A 19,463-nucleotide genomic window follows, 5' to 3' on the forward strand; every position below is an offset into this window, starting at 1 on the left:
TTACTGTTCCATCAGCCGGTCAATAAAGCGTTGTTGCGCAGCACGACCAGCTGCATCCCACTTAAAGACACCAGCATCTTCAAGGACTCGACCAAACACTTGTCCAACGGCTTGATCGAGCGTTTCCGCAACGTTCGTTGAGGTAAAAGTCCTCGTTTGCTTGAGATTTTCAGCCCACACTCGATGATACTCGGCCATGTCGTTAGGTTCATCTAATAGGAATTGTTCAACCTCTTGCATTTCCGTCTTCAAACGCGCGGGTAAAATGGCCCGTCCCATCACTTCAATTAGTCCAATGTTCTCTTTTTTGATATGTTGCACATCTTGATGCGGATGAAAAATGCCATCAGGATAAGTCGCTGATGTTTGATTATCGCGTAAGACTAAATCCAAAATATAGTTATCACCATGACGATAGGCAATCGGGGTCACCGTATGATGGCGTAGTTCACCGTCGTAGGCTTTAATTGACACAGCCGGATCATCATAAGCTTGCCACTTCACACGAATTTGTTCAGCAGCATCTGCTAGTGTCTGTGGATCATTGCCGATCAGCCGAATTGTTGACATGGCCCACTTCACAACGCCTGCTTTCACAGACGGAAAATCAGGTAACGTAAACGCCGTGGCAATTGGCGCTTTCATCATCGGAAAGGTATGACGACCACCCTGATAGTGTTCGTGGCTTAACATCGAACCACCCACAATTGGCAAGTCGGCATTACTACCAACAAAATATTGTGGAAGTTGCGTAATGATCTCAAATAAATTCGTAAACGTCTGCCGGTTAATATGCATCGGTGTGTGCGCTTGATCCAAAAAGATCGCGTGTTCGCCAAAATAAGCATACGGTGAATACTGGAAGCCCCAAGGACGGCCGCCAATCGTCATTCGAATCACGCGATGATTGCTCCGCGCCGGATAGCCAAGCCGTCCAAGATAGCCTTCGTTTTCCAAACACAACTGACACAAAGGGTAACCATCGGCCTTAGTTGTGGCCGCCGCTGCAATTGCTTTGGGATCTTTCTCAGGCTTCGACAAGTTAATTGTGATTTCAAGATCGCCAAATGTCGTCTCAGTATTAAAAACAATATTTTTGGCAATTGCGCTGGTTTTAATATAATTATTGGCCTGACTCAATTGATAAAAATACTTCGTCGCTGCCTCAGGTCCATTTTGATAAGCCTGCCAAAAGCGTTCGTTAACTTGGCTGGGTCTCGGCGTGATGAGGTCCATCAATTGTCCATCCAGTAATTCACGCGCAGTCTGTGAATCTTCAATTTTATGATGATCAACTGCCGTTTGCACCAAAGCGGCACTGATGGCTTCCACCCCAGTGCCGCTTTGGTCGACATGCAGTTGATCTCCAACCAGACTGTACACACGATTTCGTAAGTACACCCGGTCAAGCGGTTCAATAGCCCCTGTTGCAACGGCCATTGAAACCAAGTTCTCTACTGCATCTTCTGCCATTTGTATTGTTCTCCTAAACCCTTATTCTATTACTTCATGAGCGCCATCGGCAATTTCGGCAATGTAAAAGTCTGCCGCATAACCAAACTTCTCCTGATATGCTTTGCCGACAACTTCTTGGACATGTGCTGCTTGTTCACGATTAACAATCGCAATCGCACAGCCACCAAAACCACCACCGATAATTCGAGCACCCAAGACACCTGCCTGATCCCATGCTGTGTCAACCAGCGTATCAAGTTCTGGAACACTGACTTCATAATCATACTGAAGCGAAATATGGGATGCACTAATTAAGTGACCAAATTTAACGAGATCATGGTCATCGAGTGCTTGTTTGGCATCAATTGTCCGTTGGTTTTCAAATACTGCATGCCGTGCGCGACGAATCAACGTGTCATCATTGATTAGATACGTCACTAAATCAAATGCAGATTTCGACAATGCGCCCAAGCTAGCTACATCGACTTGCGTCTGAATTCGTCGCAAAGCTTCTTCACATTGGGCGCGGCGTTCGTTATATTTTGAACTCGCTAGGTCATGTGGTTTGTTACTGTTCATAATCAAAACAACATTATCGCCCAGTTCAACTGGATAGTATTCATATTTCATCGTATTGGTATCCAAGAACATGGCTTGATCCTTTTGACCCATGCCGATGGCAAATTGATCCATAATCCCAGAGTTTAAACCAATATAATCATTTTCCACTTGTTGCCCAGCATAAACTAAATCTAACTGGGTGACATCCAATTCAAAGAACTTTTTCAGCATAACGCCAGCTAATAGTTCAAGTGAAGCAGACGAAGACATCCCCGCACCATCAGGCAAATTACCATGCACATACATATCAAAGCCATGAGCAAAGCTGGCGCCCTTTTTGCCAAGCTCATACATCATACCTTTTACATAGTTGCCCCAGCCAAAAGTCTTATCAAAAGACAAATCGTCACTTACGTCGAATGTTAGCACACCGGCATCGGCTAAGTTAGTTGAGTAAAGGCGAACCGTATTGTCGGTTCTTGGCGTAGCTGCCCCGTAAGTGCCTAAACTAATTGCCGCGGGAAACACATGCCCGCCATTGTAGTCCGTATGCTCACCAATTAAGTTAATTCGACCTGGTGAGAAAAACACGGCAGCTGGCTCATTCCCAAATTGCGTTTTATATTCTTGTTTAATGCTTGCAGTATCCATTGCTTTAACCACCTCAGCTTAATTAATGTTGTCGATATCTTCTTTGCTGGCGCCTAATTTTCTTTCCAGTTCCTTAACGACTTCCGCGTGCTTAGCTTCGGTTAACGTAACTTTAGCAAAGTACACGATGGCGGCTAGGGCCATCAGGACCATTGGTGCGTAGAAAATATACGTCTTGAAATTCAATAATTGACTAGCGGAAATCTCACTTGGCTTCGTATTCCCTATCATCCCTGCATGAATCGCGGCTAAACCAACGATCCCATTAGCAAAGGCTCCGGCCAACTTATCTAGTAATGGCCGAACGGCTAATGTAACCGATTCGTTCCGACTGCCTAACCGTAATTGACCATATTCCACGCTATCTGTAATCGTCATTAAGGCAGCCAAGAAAATCATTGGGTATGGGAAGAAGATCAAGGAAATGGCCAATAAGACAGCAAACAAGTTAGTGCCAGCAAAGTTAAAGACCACGTATCCAATCAACATCAAGCAAATACCACCAACGTAAATTGCCTTCCGCTTAATCAAGTTTTCTAAGAATGGGAATAAGACAACCGAGATAATCCCTAAAATAGCTGTTACCGCACCCACCAGACTAAATTCGCCGGGTTTACCCATGATGTACTTAAAGTAGTACAAGAATAAGGAACTAGTAATCACATAGCCAAAAGCAAACATGAAGTATGAGAGCGCCAACCACATCAATTGGTCGTTCTTAAATAGGACTTTGAAAATACCAACAATCCCAACCTTTTCAGTATTTTCACGAATGATATTGTCTTCTTCTTTGGTACCAAAGGCCGTTGATAAAGCACCTAAGAACGAAACTGCCCCAATTAAAATGGCAAACCCGAGCCAACCAACCTGAGTTTGTTGACCCTTAGCACCACCAAACCAGCCTGAGACTAGCGTGATCGTTGGCATAATAATTAACGCAACCCCTTGAGCGCCCAAAGTGGAACCAAACCGAGCAATCGTTCCAAAGCGTGCCCGCTTGTCAGAGTCAACCGTTAAAGCAGGAAGCATGGACCAAAAAGCAATATCTTTGAATGAATAGAAGATATCCAAAATAACAAACGCAATCCCAAATAAAATCAAATATAAGGTTGGCTTGTTAATGTTCATGCCACCAAAGCTGGTAAAAATTAAGATCAGCATGATTGAACTGATCGTCGCCCCAACCATCAACCAAGGTTTGAATTTGCCCCACTTACTACGGGTATTATCCACCGCCCCACCGATTAACGGATCAAAAGCAATTTCTATGATTCGGATAACCATCATCATTACTGTGACAATACTGATCATCTTGGCATCTGCGGCATGGTTACCAGAATCAAATAACTGACTCGTTACGAAAATAACGAAATAAGTGCTTAATGTTGCATAAAACGCATCATGTCCAAACGCCCCAAAAGCGTAAGACATGTACTGCTTAACCTGATTCATAAGTGCAATCTCCTTAGCTAGCGGCCCATCGAGCGATTGCCGCGTGACTTGAATTAATGTTGAACGACGCTAATTAGTGGTAACGCCGCTCAATAACCTTCTCTAAAATCTCATTACGTTGTTGCGCTTTTGCCATGTCAAATGAGGTTTCTTCCAAATCATTGAAATCCTGAACTAGCAAAACAGTTTCAAGGTATAATGTTAGCTGACGCTTGATGTATAACTTGTTTTCTTCACCCTCATGCTGTGCATTACCACCTAAAACCGCCATTGCAAATTTTTCCGGATTAATTTGGATCTTCTGATCCTTCTTTGCCATTTTGCTACCTCCTCGTAGGATTAGTGTAAGCGCTTCCGGAATCTACTATACGAAGTTTTACTAAAATTATCAAATAAAACTTCCTTTAAAAAAATCGTGCAACCGGTTGTATTTACGCATTCAAGGCAATAACAGCGTCTAAATATTTTTTACTAAAATAAGCAGGCTGCCATTAACTGACTTAAAAACATCCACGGGGAACAAAACCAGTCACTAAATTTCAATGCTGCCCTAAATAACAAAAAATGTGGGATATAAGTCGCAATTGACTTATATCCCACACTTTTTCCGCTATTTGATTAATATCATGAGACTAATTAGTTGATCCTAATTTCCGATATTGATAACTAATTTGATACGTCTGATCAGCTTGGGCAGGCAAAACAATATCACCAAATCCATCATGGTGAATTGCATCAGGTAGCCACTGTGCTTCCATCGCTAATGCCGTAAACGGATGGCTTGCCTGGTAGGCTTCGTCTTGGTCATAACCAAGTGGATCTGCAGTAAAAATGACCAGGCCATTACGGTTCGAAAATACATCCAATGCTCGGCCACTAGCAGGATCGCTGACCGTGGCAATTGCCTGCTTTTGATCACCATTAACCCGGTAGGCATCATCGAATTCGCGGCCACCATTTTCAGTAGCTAATTTGGCTAATTGATCTGTGATCGTTGCAGTCTCAGTGAAGTCATAAGGGGTATCAGCAACTTCTGCCAGGGCCCCGGTTGGCACTTTATCACTACCTAGACGAACTCGCTGATGACCGTTAATCCACAACTGCTGCGTGCTAAGCGCATCCTGATCTGTCACATTGAAATAGGTATGGAGGGTCGGATTAAACAAAGTGGTAGCTGTACTATTACCAGTAATCGACCAAGTAACCTTATCCTCGTTGGTCAACGTATAAGTGACCTTAACCTGCATGTCGCCAGGAAAGTGGTCGACATCCTCATCCACTATTAATGACAAGGTGACCGAAATTTCATCCTCATTTGTTTGATGGTCAACAACGTCCCAGACTCGGTCAGAAAAACCGTGATACCCGCCGTGGAGCGTGTTTTTATTTTCATTTTGATCGCTGCGATAGGTTGTTCCATCAATGTCGTAGGTCGCCCCACCAATACGACCAGCGACGCGCCCTACTGTCTTACAAACATAAAATGGTGTCGCTTCATAGTCGCTTAATTGATCATAGCCGACCAATAAATTGGCCTGTCCACCGTGACCATTGGGGACGTCAAAGCCCTGCCATGTAGCCCCAAAAGTTAAAACGCGAATTGAAACGCCATGATCATTAGTTAACGTCAACTGGTCAACCGTTTCACCATTCTTCAATGTTCCCATCGTCTTCTGTTCGAAATTCATCTGTCTTCGGCCTCCACTTTTTTAGTAAAGTTTACCAAAGTCAGTATAAAGGTTTATGAAAACGTTTACAACAGTCTGCATACATCCCTCCAAATTGTTGAGCAAAGTTTTGCCAAAATGAAACACGCAGAGCGAATGCCAGCTGGGTTAAACACATAGATTTGGTTGGCGGAACTCGACAAAATAACTTTCTACTATGGCTATAGTCCGTTGGCCTCTTTCAATGTCATCACTTGCTGGTAATGAGTTCAGCCGTGGCAAAAATGGTCTAGCAAAAAGGCCAATTCCTACTACCATGAGGAATTAGCCAAATAAACTAGCTGTAAAAAGAAGTGTTAATAATGCGCCTGGAGGGAATCGAACCCCCATTTCAAGAACCGGAATCTTACGTGCGATCCATTACACTACAGGCGCAAATCAAACTAACTCAAAGAGTACCTTACTATATTAGCGAACTACTTTTGAAAACACAACCCGTTATAACGACTTTTCTCAATTAAAATCAGTCATTTAGAAGCAAATAATTATCATTTTCATTTATTTATTGTTATGGTAAATCACATAGTAAGGAGGATAAATTTATGATTACAATTTTTCATAACGAACTAGGTCATCATCGCGTCCATTTCCCTAAAGGGAAGTACATTACGTTTAACTTAGTCCATCCCAATCCCGCCTCCGCTTACCAGATTGAAATTCTGGACACTAATCTGACTGGCCTAAAAAAGCTCCAAGTTCGCTTCAGCCATTTGGGCCAAATTTTACAACTACGCGAACCACAACTCAGTTTCCAGCTGATCTAGTTCTAATTAAGCTTGGTTTCTCCCCCCTCAATTGACCCCCCACTCAATTGAGGGGGTTTTCACGTGCAATAAAAGAGGTTATCAATTCGTTTTGACCACAAGATATAGATTTTTAAAATTTATTTTCACAATATCTTGTGTTCAACCGATAATGTGGTCAGCTCTTGTCAGGACGTCCTTTAACGCGTTATTTAGTTAAGAAAATGCTATATGCAATAAGCAGTTTAATCACATTTTTATTTTAGAATCAGGGATGCTAAGATACTTCTCGTGCGTTTTTAATTTCATGATTTTCATGTAATCGCCACAATATAAAACAAGGGGAGATCTTTTCATGCAACAGGTTACAAATTATTTCAAGTTTCTCGCACATCAATTAACGGGCTGGCACACAGCTTCATATTGGCTATTTGGCTTTTCGCTAGGTGCTCAAGTTATGACCCTTGTTTCTAACCCATTTAGTTGGGTTAGCTTAGTTACCTTTGTTGGGACAACGCTTGGTGTACTATGCATCTTAGCAATCAATCAGGCTAAAAGCGTCAATGGGTTGTTGGGTATCTTGTCCGCCCTATGTTTTATCTACGTCGGTTTTGCGGCCAAGAATTATTTATCTATTGGTGAACAGTTGGTTTACATGCTAACTTTAGATCTACCCGTCTTAATGAGCCCGTCTTGGAATCAAAATATGGTTAGCAAGATTCGCTCGTTCACTTGGCAAACAACCTTTATTGCCATCCTAGCGACCTTGCTAACGTACGGTTTATCTGGCTTTCTCATCGGTACCTTTACTAATGACCCGCGGCCATGGATTGATGCAATCTCTTTTAGCATTTCAGCTTGCGCTGGTGTGATTTGCTTTTTGCGTTTTAAGCAACAATACCTGTGGTGGGTGGCATCAGGTCTGGCACAAATGGTTCTGTGGGCCGTTTCATTCCGTCAAGGGGATGCAACATTAGCTATGTTTGTAAATAGTTCAGTTTATCTAATCAATGACTTTCTTGCTTTTACGATTTCCCCATGGTACAACAAGAAAAATCAAGTTACTCAAGCCAAGCTTGAAACTGCCTACTTTGCTGAACATAAGGCATTGCATAATAATTAGCTTGCTAGGCTTAAATCATAAATTTTGATCAATAAAAATGATCCAATCAGAGCGTTGTGCGCACCTTCGCCGCGTACCCTGAACGGATCATTTTTTTAATTTATCGTTCTTCTACATTACTTATCTACTAAGTCCACAACAACGGTTGGTGTCGATTCATTTAACGTCACCTTCTGATCGTCACACGTTAAGGTCAAACCATTGCCATGCACTAACGTAAACTGAGTCTGACTGCGGGTAACGTGAACTTCAACCTGTTCGTCACGATACTTAATTTTAAAGCCCAGGCCCATCCATTGCGTCGGTAAATGCGGACTGAAAACCAGTCCGCTCTTAGTTCGCTGCATTCCAGCAACACCAAAGACCATTTCCATCCAACTAGCTCCCATATTACCTACGTGAATGCCATCTTGGGAATTACCTTGACTGTTATTTAGATCCGTCAGCATCGATTCAGCAATATACCGATAGGCTTTATGATGGGCGCGGATTCGGTTAGCTAGAACACTGAAAATAGCGCGGGATAGCGATGAATCATGGGTAGTAATTGGTTCATAATAATCAAAATCTCGTTTGAGTTGTTCAATGTCTTGGTCCTCAGGAAAAAGAAAATCACTCATCAGAGTATCTGCTTGTTTATTAACTTGATGACTGTACAAGCGCAATGGATGATAGTGCAAGAGCAGTGGATAATCATCCCGTGGTGTTTGGTCAAATGGCCAAATCGGCATGTTAAATGCGCCATCATCTTGCATTTTCACACCGAGCTCCTTGTCAAATGGCAAGTACATTTCATCAGCACTATGGGAAAAGTCAGCTAACTCTTTATCTGTGACGCCTAGTGCTTCCAATTTATCTGATCCAACCGCCTGTAATTGTTTGGCAAAAATCACTGCCAGTCTCAGATTATGTTGTGCAAGTCGATTAGTATAGTAGTTATTATTCACCAATGCCGTATATTCGTCAGGACCAGTGACTTTATTCAAAACAAAATGACCACCTTGAGGACCATCAACACCGAAACTTCCCATACGCTGCCAAAAGCGAGCCGTTTCTAAAATTATTTCAAATCCTGCTTCCGCCAAGAAAGTTTGATCATCAGTTACGGCAACGTATTCTGCCACCGCGTAAGCAATGTCTGCATTAATATGCATCTGGGCTAAACCGGCCGGAAAGTACGGTGAAGCCTCTGATCCATTAATGGTTCGCCACGGAAATAAAGCGCCACTATCCAACCCATAATCACGCGCTTGTTGACGAGCAGAATCCAGTGTCTGAAACCGATACATTAGAATCTGTTTGGCACGATCGGGATCTGTATAGATAAATGCCGGCAACATAAACATCTCAGTATCCCAAAAGTAATGTCCCTCATATCCAGCGCCAGTGAGTCCTTTAGCTGGAATGCTTGTATGCCCATCGTGGCCGGCAGATTGATGCAAATGGAATAGATTAAAGCGAATCCCCTTTTGTGATTCTGGGTCCCCTTCAATTTGAATATCCGCATCACGCCAAAAGGCTTGCATCTGTCGCGCTGATTCCGTGAACAACGAGGAAAATGAATGATGTTCTAGATGATTATTAGCCTCTTTTAAGTAAGTCGCATGATTCATCGCAACGTCCATTAAGCTGTGAATATCACCAACAGAATAGCCAAAATCAAACGACTCAGCCAATCCCTGTTCTAAATCGAGGTCCATCACGTAACGTGGCATCCCATCATTCTGATCAAAATGAACTAGCGAATCCTCACCTAAATAGCGCCACATCAAAACTAATCCCAGTTGCGAACGTTGTGTGGTAATTTGCATCGCTGGAAAATCTGCACTTAAATACTGCCGATCTAACCCATTTTTACGCACCACCGCTCGTGGATCGCTTTCTCGATCAAAGACTTGATCAATATACGGGTGTTGTTTATAAAGCTTCACTGAACCGCTAAAATTCAGTGGTCGAACCGTGTAGCTTTCACCAAAAATTGCATCATCCGCCTGCGAGGCAAAGGTGGACAATGAAAGTTGCAACATTTTGCCCCCAGGCGTAGTGATCTCAAATAATTCATTTAATAACCCCGTTTCTAAATCGAGGTTTTTATCTACTAGTCGCGTGGTAAAGGTAGCTTCATCAGAACGTTGCCCATCGATTTCAATCACCAGATATCGTGGATCAGGTAACTGAGCGATCGTCTGATTATTTTCGGGATAGCCAGCGTACTTTTCGCCATAGGAAATTTGACTAAGATCATAAAACCCATTAACAAATAGACCTGGCATGCCCGTAACTGCATGCGAGTTTCCTTGCAGCGGGTCACTTGCCCTGACCCCCAAGTGTCCATTAGCTAATGCGTAAATTGTTTCCAAAAAGGCTGGATTATGATCGCTTAAATCCTGCAAATGTAATTGAAACGTCCGTTTTTGTTCACTAATTGCCATGATTATGTCTCCCGAACCATTTTAATGACCCCATCATAAAGCAAATTTTCTAAAGTGCAAAACTTAATGTGACATGAACTGACTTAATGTTCGACATGACCAAGCTAGCTTGCCAGTTTTACACCAACTTATTGTGACTTAACTAAATGGCCGAGACCAAATTAGCACAATTAATTCTTATTTCCTCATCAACGGGCCGTTTTCCCCCAATGCTACCTGTTTTATCAGCGATTTATTGGCTTTTTCCTCTTAAAGTGGTTTAATATAAGTTTAGAAATAATCTAAGAAAGGAAATCGCCATGGCAGAAATTATTGATGAAGCTGCTGTTCAGATGCTCAAACAAAACAAGTTGCGCGTGACGCCACAGCGGCAACTTGTCCTTCACTATTTAATGACCCACCACAATCATCCAGATGTCGGCACACTTTTTAATGATCTCAAGGCTGCTCATCAAGATCTTAGTCTCGCCACCATCTACAATACCCTCAATACACTTGTCGAGACTGGCCTGGTGATTGAACTGGAAAATGGGGATGCTGGTACTCATTATGACTATTTTGGCCGGCCACATTTTCATGCCGTCTGTCAAAATTGCGGCAAAATTACGGATATTTTCTACGATGATTTCAGTAATTTAGAACAAGCCGCCGTCAAACAGTCTGGCTACCTGATCACAGAAGATCATATTGAACTGTATGGATACTGTCCAGACTGCCAGAAGAAGTTAGGCTTAACTGCTCAAACACCAATTAATTGATATTTTATAATCTTTTTGGCCGCAAACTTGGCCGTCATGGTCTGCATAATTAGTCGAACGCGGCAGTATGAGATAAAATCTGTCTCGTTAAAACCGGACTTGGACAAAATGAACGACAAAATTTTAGTTCCAATCTAAATAGCAGAAAGCACGGGACATAAGTCGCAATTGACTTGTGTCCCGCGCTTTTTTAGCTATCACTACCAGCATTAGTTCACAATTAAGCCTTTGTTTGCCGCCCGTGCGGTAAGGTAAGTGCAAGCAATAACCCGATCCCACCAATGAATAGAAAAGTCGCAAAGGTTGCCTGATAACCAGCAAGACTTGCTTGGTGAAACCCCAGCCTGTTCTGGTTGCCTACAGTTACCCGACTCAAAATTAGCGTAGCCCCTGCGACACCGGCTGAACCAAGTAGTTGGCGCGCCGTTGTTGTCACTGCTGTTCCATGAGAAATCAATGTGTCCGGTAATGAATTGGCTCCCAGGGTTACCGCTGGCATCATCACAAATGCATTTCCTCCTTCAGTCACCAGTGACGCCAAAATCACAGTTATTAACGTTAAATGGTGCGCCGCTAATGTTAGATAACCAAAACCAAGCATAATTAAGCACATTCCGGTTAAAATGACCAACCGCGGACCGAGCTGATCCATTAATTTACCAGCCCAAGGATTCAATAAGCTTAACCCTACCGCTGCTGGCACTAAAGCCAATCCAGAGGCAAATGCGGAGAGGCCTAAAATATTTTGGTAAAACAATGGCAACACAACCGTTGTCACGATCAATGCAACATATGAGATCCCGGTCAGCAAAACTCCGACCGTAAACAAACGACTTTTAAATACGCGTAATTCTAATAAAGGCTGCGCATGTGTAAATTGACGATAACAAAATCCAATAATCGCCAACCCGCTAATAACCAATAAACCCAACTCGAAATTAGAAACACCATTTATACCTAACTGATTTAATCCAAATAACAGACCAATAAAACCTAGCGATAATCCGATCGACCAGCCATCAATACTAGTGGCGTGCTTTGGCATCACATCTTTAATAAACCATAAAGACGCCACAAAAACACCGCCGACTAAAATTAAGAATAACGCGAAGAGCCCCCGCCAACTGGTCAACTGCAACATAATCCCGGAGACAATCGGTCCAGTCGCCAAGGCAGATCCCATAATCAAACCTGCCGTTCCCATGGTTGAACCTCGCTGAGCTTCGGGTGTAATGGTAAGTAAAACTGTTTGAAATGATGGAAAAATAATGCCCACGCCTAACGCTTCAATTAGTCGGCCAGCGACCAGTAGCGGATACGTTGGGGCGACCAGACACAATAACGTTCCTAGAGCAAACAGCCCGGTAACTGCTCTGAATAACGTGCTGAAACGAACGTTATTTAACAACCATGGACTAACTGGAATCATAATGCTCATGACGAGCATAAAGCCGGTCGTCATCCACTGAACTGCCGACGCACTAATGCCAAAGGTTCGCATCAAGGTTGGATAAGCCGTAGATAATGAGGATTGGCTAATCGACATACTAAAAGTACCCATCAATAAAGTGATCATAAAAGCCGTTCTGTGGTAAGGATGTCCCTGATTATCCATGGACATAACTGCATTTACTGTCAATTTTCATTCACTTCCGCTCTCGTTCAATTCTAAATTTGCGCCAAGTAAAAACGCGGTGCCGAGCACGATGCTCTGAGCGCCGCGTTTTCGTTGGCCATCATTAACGTTTAAGCTTGATGCGGATGATTCATCTCATCCATACTTAATAAATGATAAGTCTGTGGATGATCCGGATCGTAGGCTTCAATTTGGGCCATCATCCCTGTGTCTTCATGTTCCAAAATATGGCAGTGATACATAAAGACACCCGGTACATCGAAGAGGACGCGGATTTTCACTGTTTCACCCGCATTAACTCCAACCACGTCCTTAAACCCATGCTCATTGGGATACGGAGCTTGCCCATTACGTGATAAGACTAAGAAATGACAACCATGCATATGGAATGGATGAATCATTCCACCATCCATTTCATTGGTATTCGTTACTTCCCAGTCGACCACATCACCGAGCTTTTGTTTGCGATCAATTCGTTGCATATCAAACAACTTGCCATCTAGACGAACTTCATCATCCATCCCAGACATAACCGTCTTTTCGATCGCTAATCCAGATGTCGGTTGCCAATCGGCAATATCAACTAAGTGTTCTGGCAATACCGTATCATCTGGCGCAAAGGTCCCGATTTCAAACGTCATCAATGGCACATCATCAGAGAATAATTGGACACGGTCGCCAGGTTTATACTCACCAAAGTCAACGATGACTTCGGCCCGCTCTGCGGCAGTTAACATCAATTTAGTTAAGTGCACTGGGGCTGGTAAAATACCACCATCAGAGCCAATCTGAGTAAATTGATGCTGGTCGCCAAAGTGGAGCCGAAATTCGCGCCGATCTGCACCGTTTAAAATGCGTAAGCGAACGCGCTGTGTCGTAACTTGGAAAACCCCATTGATCGTGCCATTAACCAGTGGATATTTTCCTAAGGTTCCATCAACATCGTAATCAGCCTCGTAATCGAGTTGATTCTCGTGATAAGTACGATCTTGGAGGATCACTGGAATATCATCCACCCCATAGTTTCGTGGAAATGGCAATTGACTTTCAATCTCATCTTGGACGACCACCGCAGCGGCCAACCCATTCCACACTTGGCGCGCCGTATTTGGACAAGGATGAGGATGAATCCAGTCAGTTTGCGCTGGTTGATCCAGCGTAAAGTCAATGTCACGACTTTTACCTGGATAAACCGGTGCATGGGGACCACCATCCGTGATTGGTCCAGGAACGTTTAACCCGTGCCAGTGTAATGTGGTGACTTCTGGCAGTTGGTTTTCAATATGCACGTGATAATGTACACCGTCTTTTAAAACGATGGTTGTTCCCAATAAATCAGCATTGTAACCCCAGGTCTTGGTCTTAACGCCGGGCAAGATCTGGGTTTCACCGGCGCGAGCGGTCACGGTATACCAGACGTCATTGCCTTCAACACGATCTGGTTGCAAGACCGCTGGAATCGTTAACGGCTTTTCCGGGACATCTGGAAGTGATAGCGGTACATACCCACCATCATGTAAATCAAAAACGGGCTCATCAAAAAAATAATCGGAGTAAACTTTTTGTTCAGCCATTATGACTCCTCCTCAATATGTACTTTTGGTTTTCTAAACGCACACCAACAATCAATCAATGCTTGTAAAAACATGCCAGCAGCCATAACTTCCATAGCTAACATATTTTGCATGGTAAAGACCAAATAAATCAAAAAACCATATACGACTAAAAAGAATAATGAAATTGACTTTGACCCAGTTCCCATCTCTTCACCCCCTTGCTACATTGTATTCATTCTAAGTTAAAAAGTCACGGCGATTCTCAGAAAATTTAGCCATGTTTTATGGTCCGCTGGTTAAAACGGCCTAACATCATAAAACGGCTCTATGCACTCGTAACCATCCCAAATCCGCCATAATTTGAACAAAATTCACTTAGTACGGGCCAATTTTAAGCATGCTCAGGGTCGATCCGTTCAGGTTCCCCTGGTAAATACAGCAAGATCAAAAGTAAAATTCCTATTGAAACTAGGCCAATCACCAACAATTGTCGATCAAAGTCTAGCACAGGACCGGCTTGAAATAAGACATGCCTCGTCGCTTTGACCGCAGGATACAACGGCGTGATGGCATGAAACCAGCTCAATCCGGTTGGTAACATTGGCAGTGGTAACGTCCCTGTTCCAGTGATTGCCCCTGCCATCAATAACGGGATGTTGATCCACAAGCCGGCCGGCTGAAACAACATACTAGGAATGAGTGCAAAATTGGTTGCGACCAACTGTAAGAGAATCATTTGCAGATATAATTGAGCAAAAATTGGCAATGAAAACTTGAGCAACCACATTAATAATCCCACGCCAGCAATTGTCGAGGTCACAGCCATCACAACTTGGCACCCCACAACAGCTGCGAAAGTTTGCCATTTCGAATAATGCACCCGAAATCCATTGAAAACATTGACAAAAGTCATCGTCGCAATCATGCCGCCAAGATAAACCGCCATTGTCAAAAACATCGGCGCCATTTGCCAACTAGCTTGATTCCGGCCACGATCAAGGCGGTGAGTCTTCACCTGGACTTGTGCATTTATCTGTTTAAAAATATGGTGCACCTGTTTTTTAACAATGGGTTGAGCCATTGTGACTTGTGCTGATGCGGGCAGCCCTTGATCAGCTAATCGTTTCCGGACAATAGGCGTTACCAATTGGGTTAAACTTCGCTGCGTCCTTTGTTCAGTTAACGTCGTGGCTAAGATTTCTGGCAACGTATCCGTAATTCCACGCACCGTCCCAGCGACAATCATTTGCGTCCCTTGATTCTTGAGTTCGGTTAATTCAATAACTTTTCCCCGAGTAATCTGATTAGAAAAATGTTTCGGGATAATAATGGCCAAATCTACTTGATTATCCCGCATTTGTTGCCGAATTTTTGTCAAGCTATCCCGCGTTAACTGTGCCGATAGACGCTTAACTAGTTCATGGCCAACTCGCTGACCCAACGGCCCAGCGTCTTGATTCACAATTTGTGTGTTAATTTGCGCTGACTTTTTTGAGACTTGGCTAAATCCCCACACATAACAACCGACCATTGCCAACTGGTAAATGATCGCCATAATCACGGCGACCCAAACAAACCGATTTTGCAGCATCTTCTTTAGTAGCATTTGCCTAGTCTCCTTTTTCCAAAACAAAATGAACTACTACTATTTCATCAGCCTGTCCAATTGTAAACGTGGTTGAAACAGATCAGCACCTTTTGTACCAAATTTCTTAAATTAGCTCAAAAATACATCAACGCTTACGAAGCCTCACTCAGCTCAGTCAAGAACGCCAGCACAAAAAAAGCAACGCCATAACGACGTTGCGAAACTAACTGCTTCTTGATGTAAAAATGAGAGCCAATCAGAAAAGCGTTCATAACTGAACTTACTTTGCTTTTGGCGCTGCTTCGATCGTGTCCGTCTTGCCAGCAGCCCAACGTTGGATTGCGGCAATTTCTTTTTCGCGACGAATCCGCCGCTGACGCTTAGCAACGGGACGGGTACCGGCGAATGAATTTAATGGTTTCTTTTCTGCCATGGTCCTTCTCCTCTCAATACTGTGTTCATAACACGTAACACTATACCAGCTTTATCAGACGTGAGCAAGGTAAAAATCAGTGCAGCACAAGAATCACTCGCCAATAAATCAGTGTGCGAACAAGCCCAGGTAAGCCTGGTCAGCAATAATGACTGATTAATTCACACAAATCGTGACTTTCGCGGATGTTTCCCACAAATCATCCCACCTTTGAAATGGCCACACCAAGTTTCAGAATCACGCCAAAGTCAGGCATCCTTAATTCGTGCTACACTAATGGTATTAAAGGAAAAGGAGTGATCAGCGTGGATTATATTAACTTAGGCCGCAGTGATTTGCACGCATCGAACATCGGTCTTGGCATTATGCGTATGAATCAATTGTCCGTTTCACAAGCCGCCAAAGTGTTATCAACGGCTATTGAATTAGGCATTAATTTCTTCGATGGTGCCGATATTTACGGAGAAGGCAAGTCCGACACAATTTTTGGGCAGGCCTTAAAAGAGGTCGGCATTAACCGGGCTGATATTTATGTTCAAGGCAAAGTCGGCATTGTAGTTGATCCACAGCGCTCTCACGATGGCCTCGTATTTGGGGCCCGTTATGACTTTAGTCGGGATCATTTAGTCGACGCGGCTCATCAAGAACTAAATCGAATGGGGCTTGACTATTTTGATAGTTTATTACTCCATCGACCTGACCCGCTGATGGAACCAGACCAGGTTGCTTCTGCTTTAGATACCTTACAAACAGATGGAACTGCCCGTCATTTCGGTGTTTCTAATGAAAATTCGGCACAAATCGAACTACTTCAGCATACCGTTCATCAAAGGCTATTGGTTAACCAGCTACAATTTTCTTTGATGCACACAGGCATGATTGATGCTGGCATGCATGTTAATATGGCTGATGACCGGAGTATCAATCACGACAATGGCATTTTAGAATATACGCGACTCCACAACATAACAATTCAGGCTTGGTCACCTTATCAGTATGGTATGTTTGCTGGGGTATTTATTGATAACCCGAAATTTCCTGAATTAAATGCGATGATGCAAAAAGTTGCGGACCGATACCAAGTGACCAAAAACGCTATCGCAACCGCTTGGATTTTGCGGCACCCGGCCAATATCCAAGTCATCGTGGGTTCTATGAATCCCGATCGGCTCAAGGAAATTGTCGCTGCTGAGCAAGTTAAGCTCACGGCTCAAGAATGGTATGATCTTTATTTAGCTGCTGGTAACGATTTACCATAATGTTTCATTAAATCTACCAACTAATTATTTAACGCCCCAGCAAACGTTCAACTCTAAGTTTGCTGAGGCGTTGATTATTGATTTGGAAAGAAAAATTAGTTGGCTGCCGAGGTTGCTTCTGTCGAGGACTTTGTCGGTGAAGGTTCGATAACTTGATGCTTTAGTCCAATTCCGGTTATGCCGCTTAAGATTGAAAAGACCGGCGATAGCAAACTAAACAAGGTAAAAGGCAGAAAAGCCATCGTCGCTACCCCTAGGGTATTGGCCGCGAATACTCCGGCAACCCCCCACGGAATTAAGTAATTAATCACGGTACCCCCATCTTCAAGTGCTCGGCCTAGGGCCACCGGAGCTAAACCTGCATCCTCAAATGTCTTTTTAAAGGCTCTACCAGGTAAAATAACAGATAAAAATTGTTCCCCGATGAACAGGTTAACGCCAATCCCAGATAAGACAACTGCTGTAATTCGCTTACCATCCGTATTTAGATGCTTAGAAAATGGAATCATTACTGCATCAATCAAGCCAAACTCCATGAGCATCCCCCCTAACGACAAGGTCAGGACAATTAATGAGACAGTCCCCATCATGCTGGCGATCCCACCACGAGATAACAGTAAATCGACTTCCTTATTGCCAGTGTGCGACACGAAACCGGTCTCAATAATAGCTGCGATCTGTGTGAGTTTCGTCCCTGGATGTTCAATGAGCAACATTACTAGTGAAACGCCAATGTTTAAGAATAACGTTGGAATTGCTGGTACCCGACGCCAAGCACAGATAAACATACAAGCAATCGGGACAATGGCCCATGCAGAGATGGTAAAATGCGCACCTAAAACATTAATGACCCGATTGATACTGGCCAAACTCGTCCCTTTTTCACCACTGCCCATAATGCCAAAAACAATCAGTGAAATCACAAATGCTGGAATCGTGGACCACATTAAATTCATAATGTGTTTGAACAGATCCGCGTCCACCACCGCAGCGGTTAGATTAGTAGATTCAGATAATGGTGATGATTTATCACCAAAAACCGCTCCAGAAATGATGGCACCAGCGACCAAAGCCGGATTAACGTGCATCGTGACCCCCATACCGAAGAAAGCAATTCCCACTGTAGAAATGACAGTAAAGGCGCTCCCAACCGCACTCCCAACTAACGCACATACCACAAAAACCGAGGGTACAAACCATTGCACGCTGATCAGATGAAAGCCAAACACCATCAATGATGGAATGATTCCTGCTGCGATCCAGGTACTAATTAAGGCACCGACAAGAATAAAAATAAAAATCGGCACGATTCCAGTTTGAATACCATCTTTAATACCATCGTTAATATGTGACCAAGGCAGGCGATGGATTACCCCCCAAGCCATTAATAATCCCATCACCAGCATCACCGGAACTTGTGGTGATAAACCAAAGGCAATGACCCCAGTTCCCATAATAATTAACATGATGATTAAAACAATGAGTGCTTCGTTGCGACCTACTTTAAAGGCTGTTTGTTCTTTCATTTGATTAACCCCGCTTTTGACTAACTAGCTTCCAACCATTAATTTTGATTGTAAAGCGCTAATATCGCGGATTACCCCCACAATGCCCAACATTCATTTTGGCAGCCCCCTTTTCACAAAAAAATCGTCCCTGTTATGCAATTGCATAACAGGGACGATTTTTTAACCGTGGTACCACCCAGCTTAGGTTCTTTGATGGCGCCACCAAAAAGCCTCACTCTCACTGGGATAACGGTCCAGAGTTGCCCGTTCATTGTGGTTTTCAAGTATTTCGTAAACTAGCCCTGATCGGTTCGCAGCAACCACCGACTTCCTGACGCCCAGACGAGTCCCTACTTGGAATGAAAACAAATGATTAAATGTTGATTAGAAAGATACCAGCTTTTTAATTCCTTGTCAATGTTTTTTTATTAATCAGAGTGTGAGCCCGAGCAACAACGGACAAGCGCAATTGGGCGTATTTTGCCCGGTTGTGGTTGTTGGTTGGGCGCAGGACTCAGGTCTGGCGAGCACGTTTAAGAAAGAGTGTGAACCAGACCGTTTTGAGGCCGAGCAACAACGGA

The 19,463-nt window shown here is 43.4% G+C and carries 16 protein-coding genes and 1 tRNA gene; 4 read left to right on the forward strand and 13 right to left on the reverse strand.

All coding sequences use genetic code 11. The features are described 5' to 3' along the window. From ACYQ0Y_RS04280 to ACYQ0Y_RS04305, 6 genes are all read right to left on the reverse strand, one after another. Positions 1-1,473: a UDP-glucose--hexose-1-phosphate uridylyltransferase gene (locus ACYQ0Y_RS04280; RefSeq protein ID WP_407883874.1), complete on the reverse strand. Its 1,473-nt coding sequence runs from the start codon at positions 1,471-1,473 to the stop codon at positions 1-3. Between the two features lie 21 nt (positions 1,474-1,494). Beyond that, positions 1,495-2,667, reverse strand: a complete 1,173-nt coding sequence (locus ACYQ0Y_RS04285) for a galactokinase (RefSeq protein WP_407883875.1) — start codon at positions 2,665-2,667, stop codon at positions 1,495-1,497. An 18-nt stretch (positions 2,668-2,685) separates the two neighbouring features. Next, on the reverse strand, positions 2,686-4,119 hold the full coding sequence (locus ACYQ0Y_RS04290) for a glycoside-pentoside-hexuronide (GPH):cation symporter (protein WP_407883877.1): 1,434 nt from the start codon (positions 4,117-4,119) through the stop codon (positions 2,686-2,688). Between the two features lie 73 nt (positions 4,120-4,192). Further along, on the reverse strand, positions 4,193-4,438 hold the full coding sequence (locus ACYQ0Y_RS04295; RefSeq protein WP_407883879.1) for a hypothetical protein: 246 nt from the start codon (positions 4,436-4,438) through the stop codon (positions 4,193-4,195). Between the two features lie 313 nt (positions 4,439-4,751). After that, a complete protein-coding gene (locus ACYQ0Y_RS04300) occupies positions 4,752-5,807 on the reverse strand; it encodes an aldose epimerase family protein (RefSeq protein ID WP_407883881.1) in 1,056 nt (351 codons plus the stop codon). A gap of 342 nt (positions 5,808-6,149) precedes the next feature. Further along, positions 6,150-6,221, reverse strand: a tRNA-Arg gene (locus ACYQ0Y_RS04305). Between the two features lie 167 nt (positions 6,222-6,388). Here ACYQ0Y_RS04305 and ACYQ0Y_RS04310 point away from each other — a divergent pair. After that, positions 6,389-6,610 (forward strand): hypothetical protein, encoded by a 222-nt coding sequence (locus ACYQ0Y_RS04310; protein ID WP_407883883.1) that lies wholly within the window; start codon positions 6,389-6,391, stop codon positions 6,608-6,610. 334 nt (positions 6,611-6,944) lie between these two features. Further along, complete coding sequence (pnuC, locus tag ACYQ0Y_RS04315) at positions 6,945-7,712, forward strand: nicotinamide riboside transporter PnuC (RefSeq protein ID WP_407883885.1); 768 nt, start codon at positions 6,945-6,947, stop codon at positions 7,710-7,712. A gap of 116 nt (positions 7,713-7,828) precedes the next feature. On the opposite strand, the gene ACYQ0Y_RS04320 is transcribed toward pnuC, so the two are convergent. Continuing rightward, complete coding sequence (locus ACYQ0Y_RS04320; RefSeq protein WP_407883887.1) at positions 7,829-10,144, reverse strand: glycoside hydrolase family 65 protein; 2,316 nt, start codon at positions 10,142-10,144, stop codon at positions 7,829-7,831. A 299-nt stretch (positions 10,145-10,443) separates the two neighbouring features. Here ACYQ0Y_RS04320 and ACYQ0Y_RS04325 point away from each other — a divergent pair, with 299 nt between their 5' ends. Continuing rightward, complete coding sequence (locus ACYQ0Y_RS04325; RefSeq protein ID WP_407883889.1) at positions 10,444-10,902, forward strand: Fur family transcriptional regulator; 459 nt, start codon at positions 10,444-10,446, stop codon at positions 10,900-10,902. Between the two features lie 220 nt (positions 10,903-11,122). Here the strand turns inward: ACYQ0Y_RS04325 and ACYQ0Y_RS04330 are convergent, their stop codons facing one another. From ACYQ0Y_RS04330 to ACYQ0Y_RS04350, 5 genes are all read right to left on the reverse strand, one after another. After that, positions 11,123-12,523 carry an MFS transporter gene (locus ACYQ0Y_RS04330; protein WP_407884025.1) on the reverse strand — a complete coding sequence of 467 codons (1,401 nt, stop codon included), beginning with the start codon at positions 12,521-12,523 and terminating at the stop codon, positions 11,123-11,125. 125 nt (positions 12,524-12,648) lie between these two features. Next, on the reverse strand, positions 12,649-14,112 hold the full coding sequence (locus ACYQ0Y_RS04335) for a multicopper oxidase family protein (RefSeq protein WP_407883891.1): 1,464 nt from the start codon (positions 14,110-14,112) through the stop codon (positions 12,649-12,651). Further along, the gene (locus ACYQ0Y_RS04340; RefSeq protein ID WP_407883893.1) at positions 14,112-14,300 is read right to left on the reverse strand and encodes a hypothetical protein; all 189 of its coding nucleotides are present in this window, start codon (positions 14,298-14,300) and stop codon (positions 14,112-14,114) included. Before ACYQ0Y_RS04340 ends, ACYQ0Y_RS04335 begins: the two co-directional genes overlap by 1 nt. A gap of 185 nt (positions 14,301-14,485) precedes the next feature. Next, positions 14,486-15,700 (reverse strand): YhgE/Pip domain-containing protein, encoded by a 1,215-nt coding sequence (locus tag ACYQ0Y_RS04345; protein ID WP_407883895.1) that lies wholly within the window; start codon positions 15,698-15,700, stop codon positions 14,486-14,488. 262 nt (positions 15,701-15,962) lie between these two features. Next, entirely contained in the window at positions 15,963-16,115 is a 153-nt protein-coding gene (locus tag ACYQ0Y_RS04350) for a hypothetical protein (RefSeq protein ID WP_407883897.1), read from the reverse strand. A 305-nt stretch (positions 16,116-16,420) separates the two neighbouring features. Between ACYQ0Y_RS04350 and ACYQ0Y_RS04355 the strand changes: the two genes are divergently transcribed. Then, complete coding sequence (locus tag ACYQ0Y_RS04355; RefSeq protein WP_407883899.1) at positions 16,421-17,374, forward strand: aldo/keto reductase; 954 nt, start codon at positions 16,421-16,423, stop codon at positions 17,372-17,374. A 95-nt stretch (positions 17,375-17,469) separates the two neighbouring features. Here ACYQ0Y_RS04355 and ACYQ0Y_RS04360 read toward each other — a convergent pair whose 3' ends face one another. Next, positions 17,470-18,900, reverse strand: a complete 1,431-nt coding sequence (locus tag ACYQ0Y_RS04360; RefSeq protein ID WP_407883901.1) for a Na+/H+ antiporter NhaC family protein — start codon at positions 18,898-18,900, stop codon at positions 17,470-17,472. Positions 18,901-19,463 lie beyond the last annotated feature (563 nt).

The organism is Furfurilactobacillus curtus (assembly GCF_054657915.1).

Excerpts from the sequence above, each read along its gene's own strand:
- ACYQ0Y_RS04290 (WP_407883877.1), bottom strand. The coding sequence starts at position 4,119 with ATGAATCAGGTTAAGCAGTACATGTCTTACGCTTTTGGGGCGTTTGGA.
- ACYQ0Y_RS04310 (WP_407883883.1), top strand. The coding sequence starts at position 6,389 with ATGATTACAATTTTTCATAACGAACTAGGTCATCATCGCGTCCATTTC.
- ACYQ0Y_RS04335 (WP_407883891.1), bottom strand. The coding sequence starts at position 14,112 with ATGGCTGAACAAAAAGTTTACTCCGATTATTTTTTTGATGAGCCCGTT.
- ACYQ0Y_RS04340 (WP_407883893.1), bottom strand. The coding sequence starts at position 14,300 with ATGGGAACTGGGTCAAAGTCAATTTCATTATTCTTTTTAGTCGTATAT.
- ACYQ0Y_RS04345 (WP_407883895.1), bottom strand. The coding sequence starts at position 15,700 with ATGCTACTAAAGAAGATGCTGCAAAATCGGTTTGTTTGGGTCGCCGTG.
- ACYQ0Y_RS04280 (WP_407883874.1), bottom strand. The coding sequence starts at position 1,473 with ATGGCAGAAGATGCAGTAGAGAACTTGGTTTCAATGGCCGTTGCAACA.
- ACYQ0Y_RS04320 (WP_407883887.1), bottom strand. The coding sequence starts at position 10,144 with ATGGCAATTAGTGAACAAAAACGGACGTTTCAATTACATTTGCAGGAT.
- ACYQ0Y_RS04350 (WP_407883897.1), bottom strand. The coding sequence starts at position 16,115 with ATGGCAGAAAAGAAACCATTAAATTCATTCGCCGGTACCCGTCCCGTT.
- ACYQ0Y_RS04360 (WP_407883901.1), bottom strand. The coding sequence starts at position 18,900 with ATGAAAGAACAAACAGCCTTTAAAGTAGGTCGCAACGAAGCACTCATT.
- pnuC (WP_407883885.1), top strand. The coding sequence starts at position 6,945 with ATGCAACAGGTTACAAATTATTTCAAGTTTCTCGCACATCAATTAACG.
- ACYQ0Y_RS04330 (WP_407884025.1), bottom strand. The coding sequence starts at position 12,523 with ATGTCCATGGATAATCAGGGACATCCTTACCACAGAACGGCTTTTATG.
- ACYQ0Y_RS04295 (WP_407883879.1), bottom strand. The coding sequence starts at position 4,438 with ATGGCAAAGAAGGATCAGAAGATCCAAATTAATCCGGAAAAATTTGCA.
- ACYQ0Y_RS04300 (WP_407883881.1), bottom strand. The coding sequence starts at position 5,807 with ATGAATTTCGAACAGAAGACGATGGGAACATTGAAGAATGGTGAAACG.
- ACYQ0Y_RS04325 (WP_407883889.1), top strand. The coding sequence starts at position 10,444 with ATGGCAGAAATTATTGATGAAGCTGCTGTTCAGATGCTCAAACAAAAC.
- ACYQ0Y_RS04285 (WP_407883875.1), bottom strand. The coding sequence starts at position 2,667 with ATGGATACTGCAAGCATTAAACAAGAATATAAAACGCAATTTGGGAAT.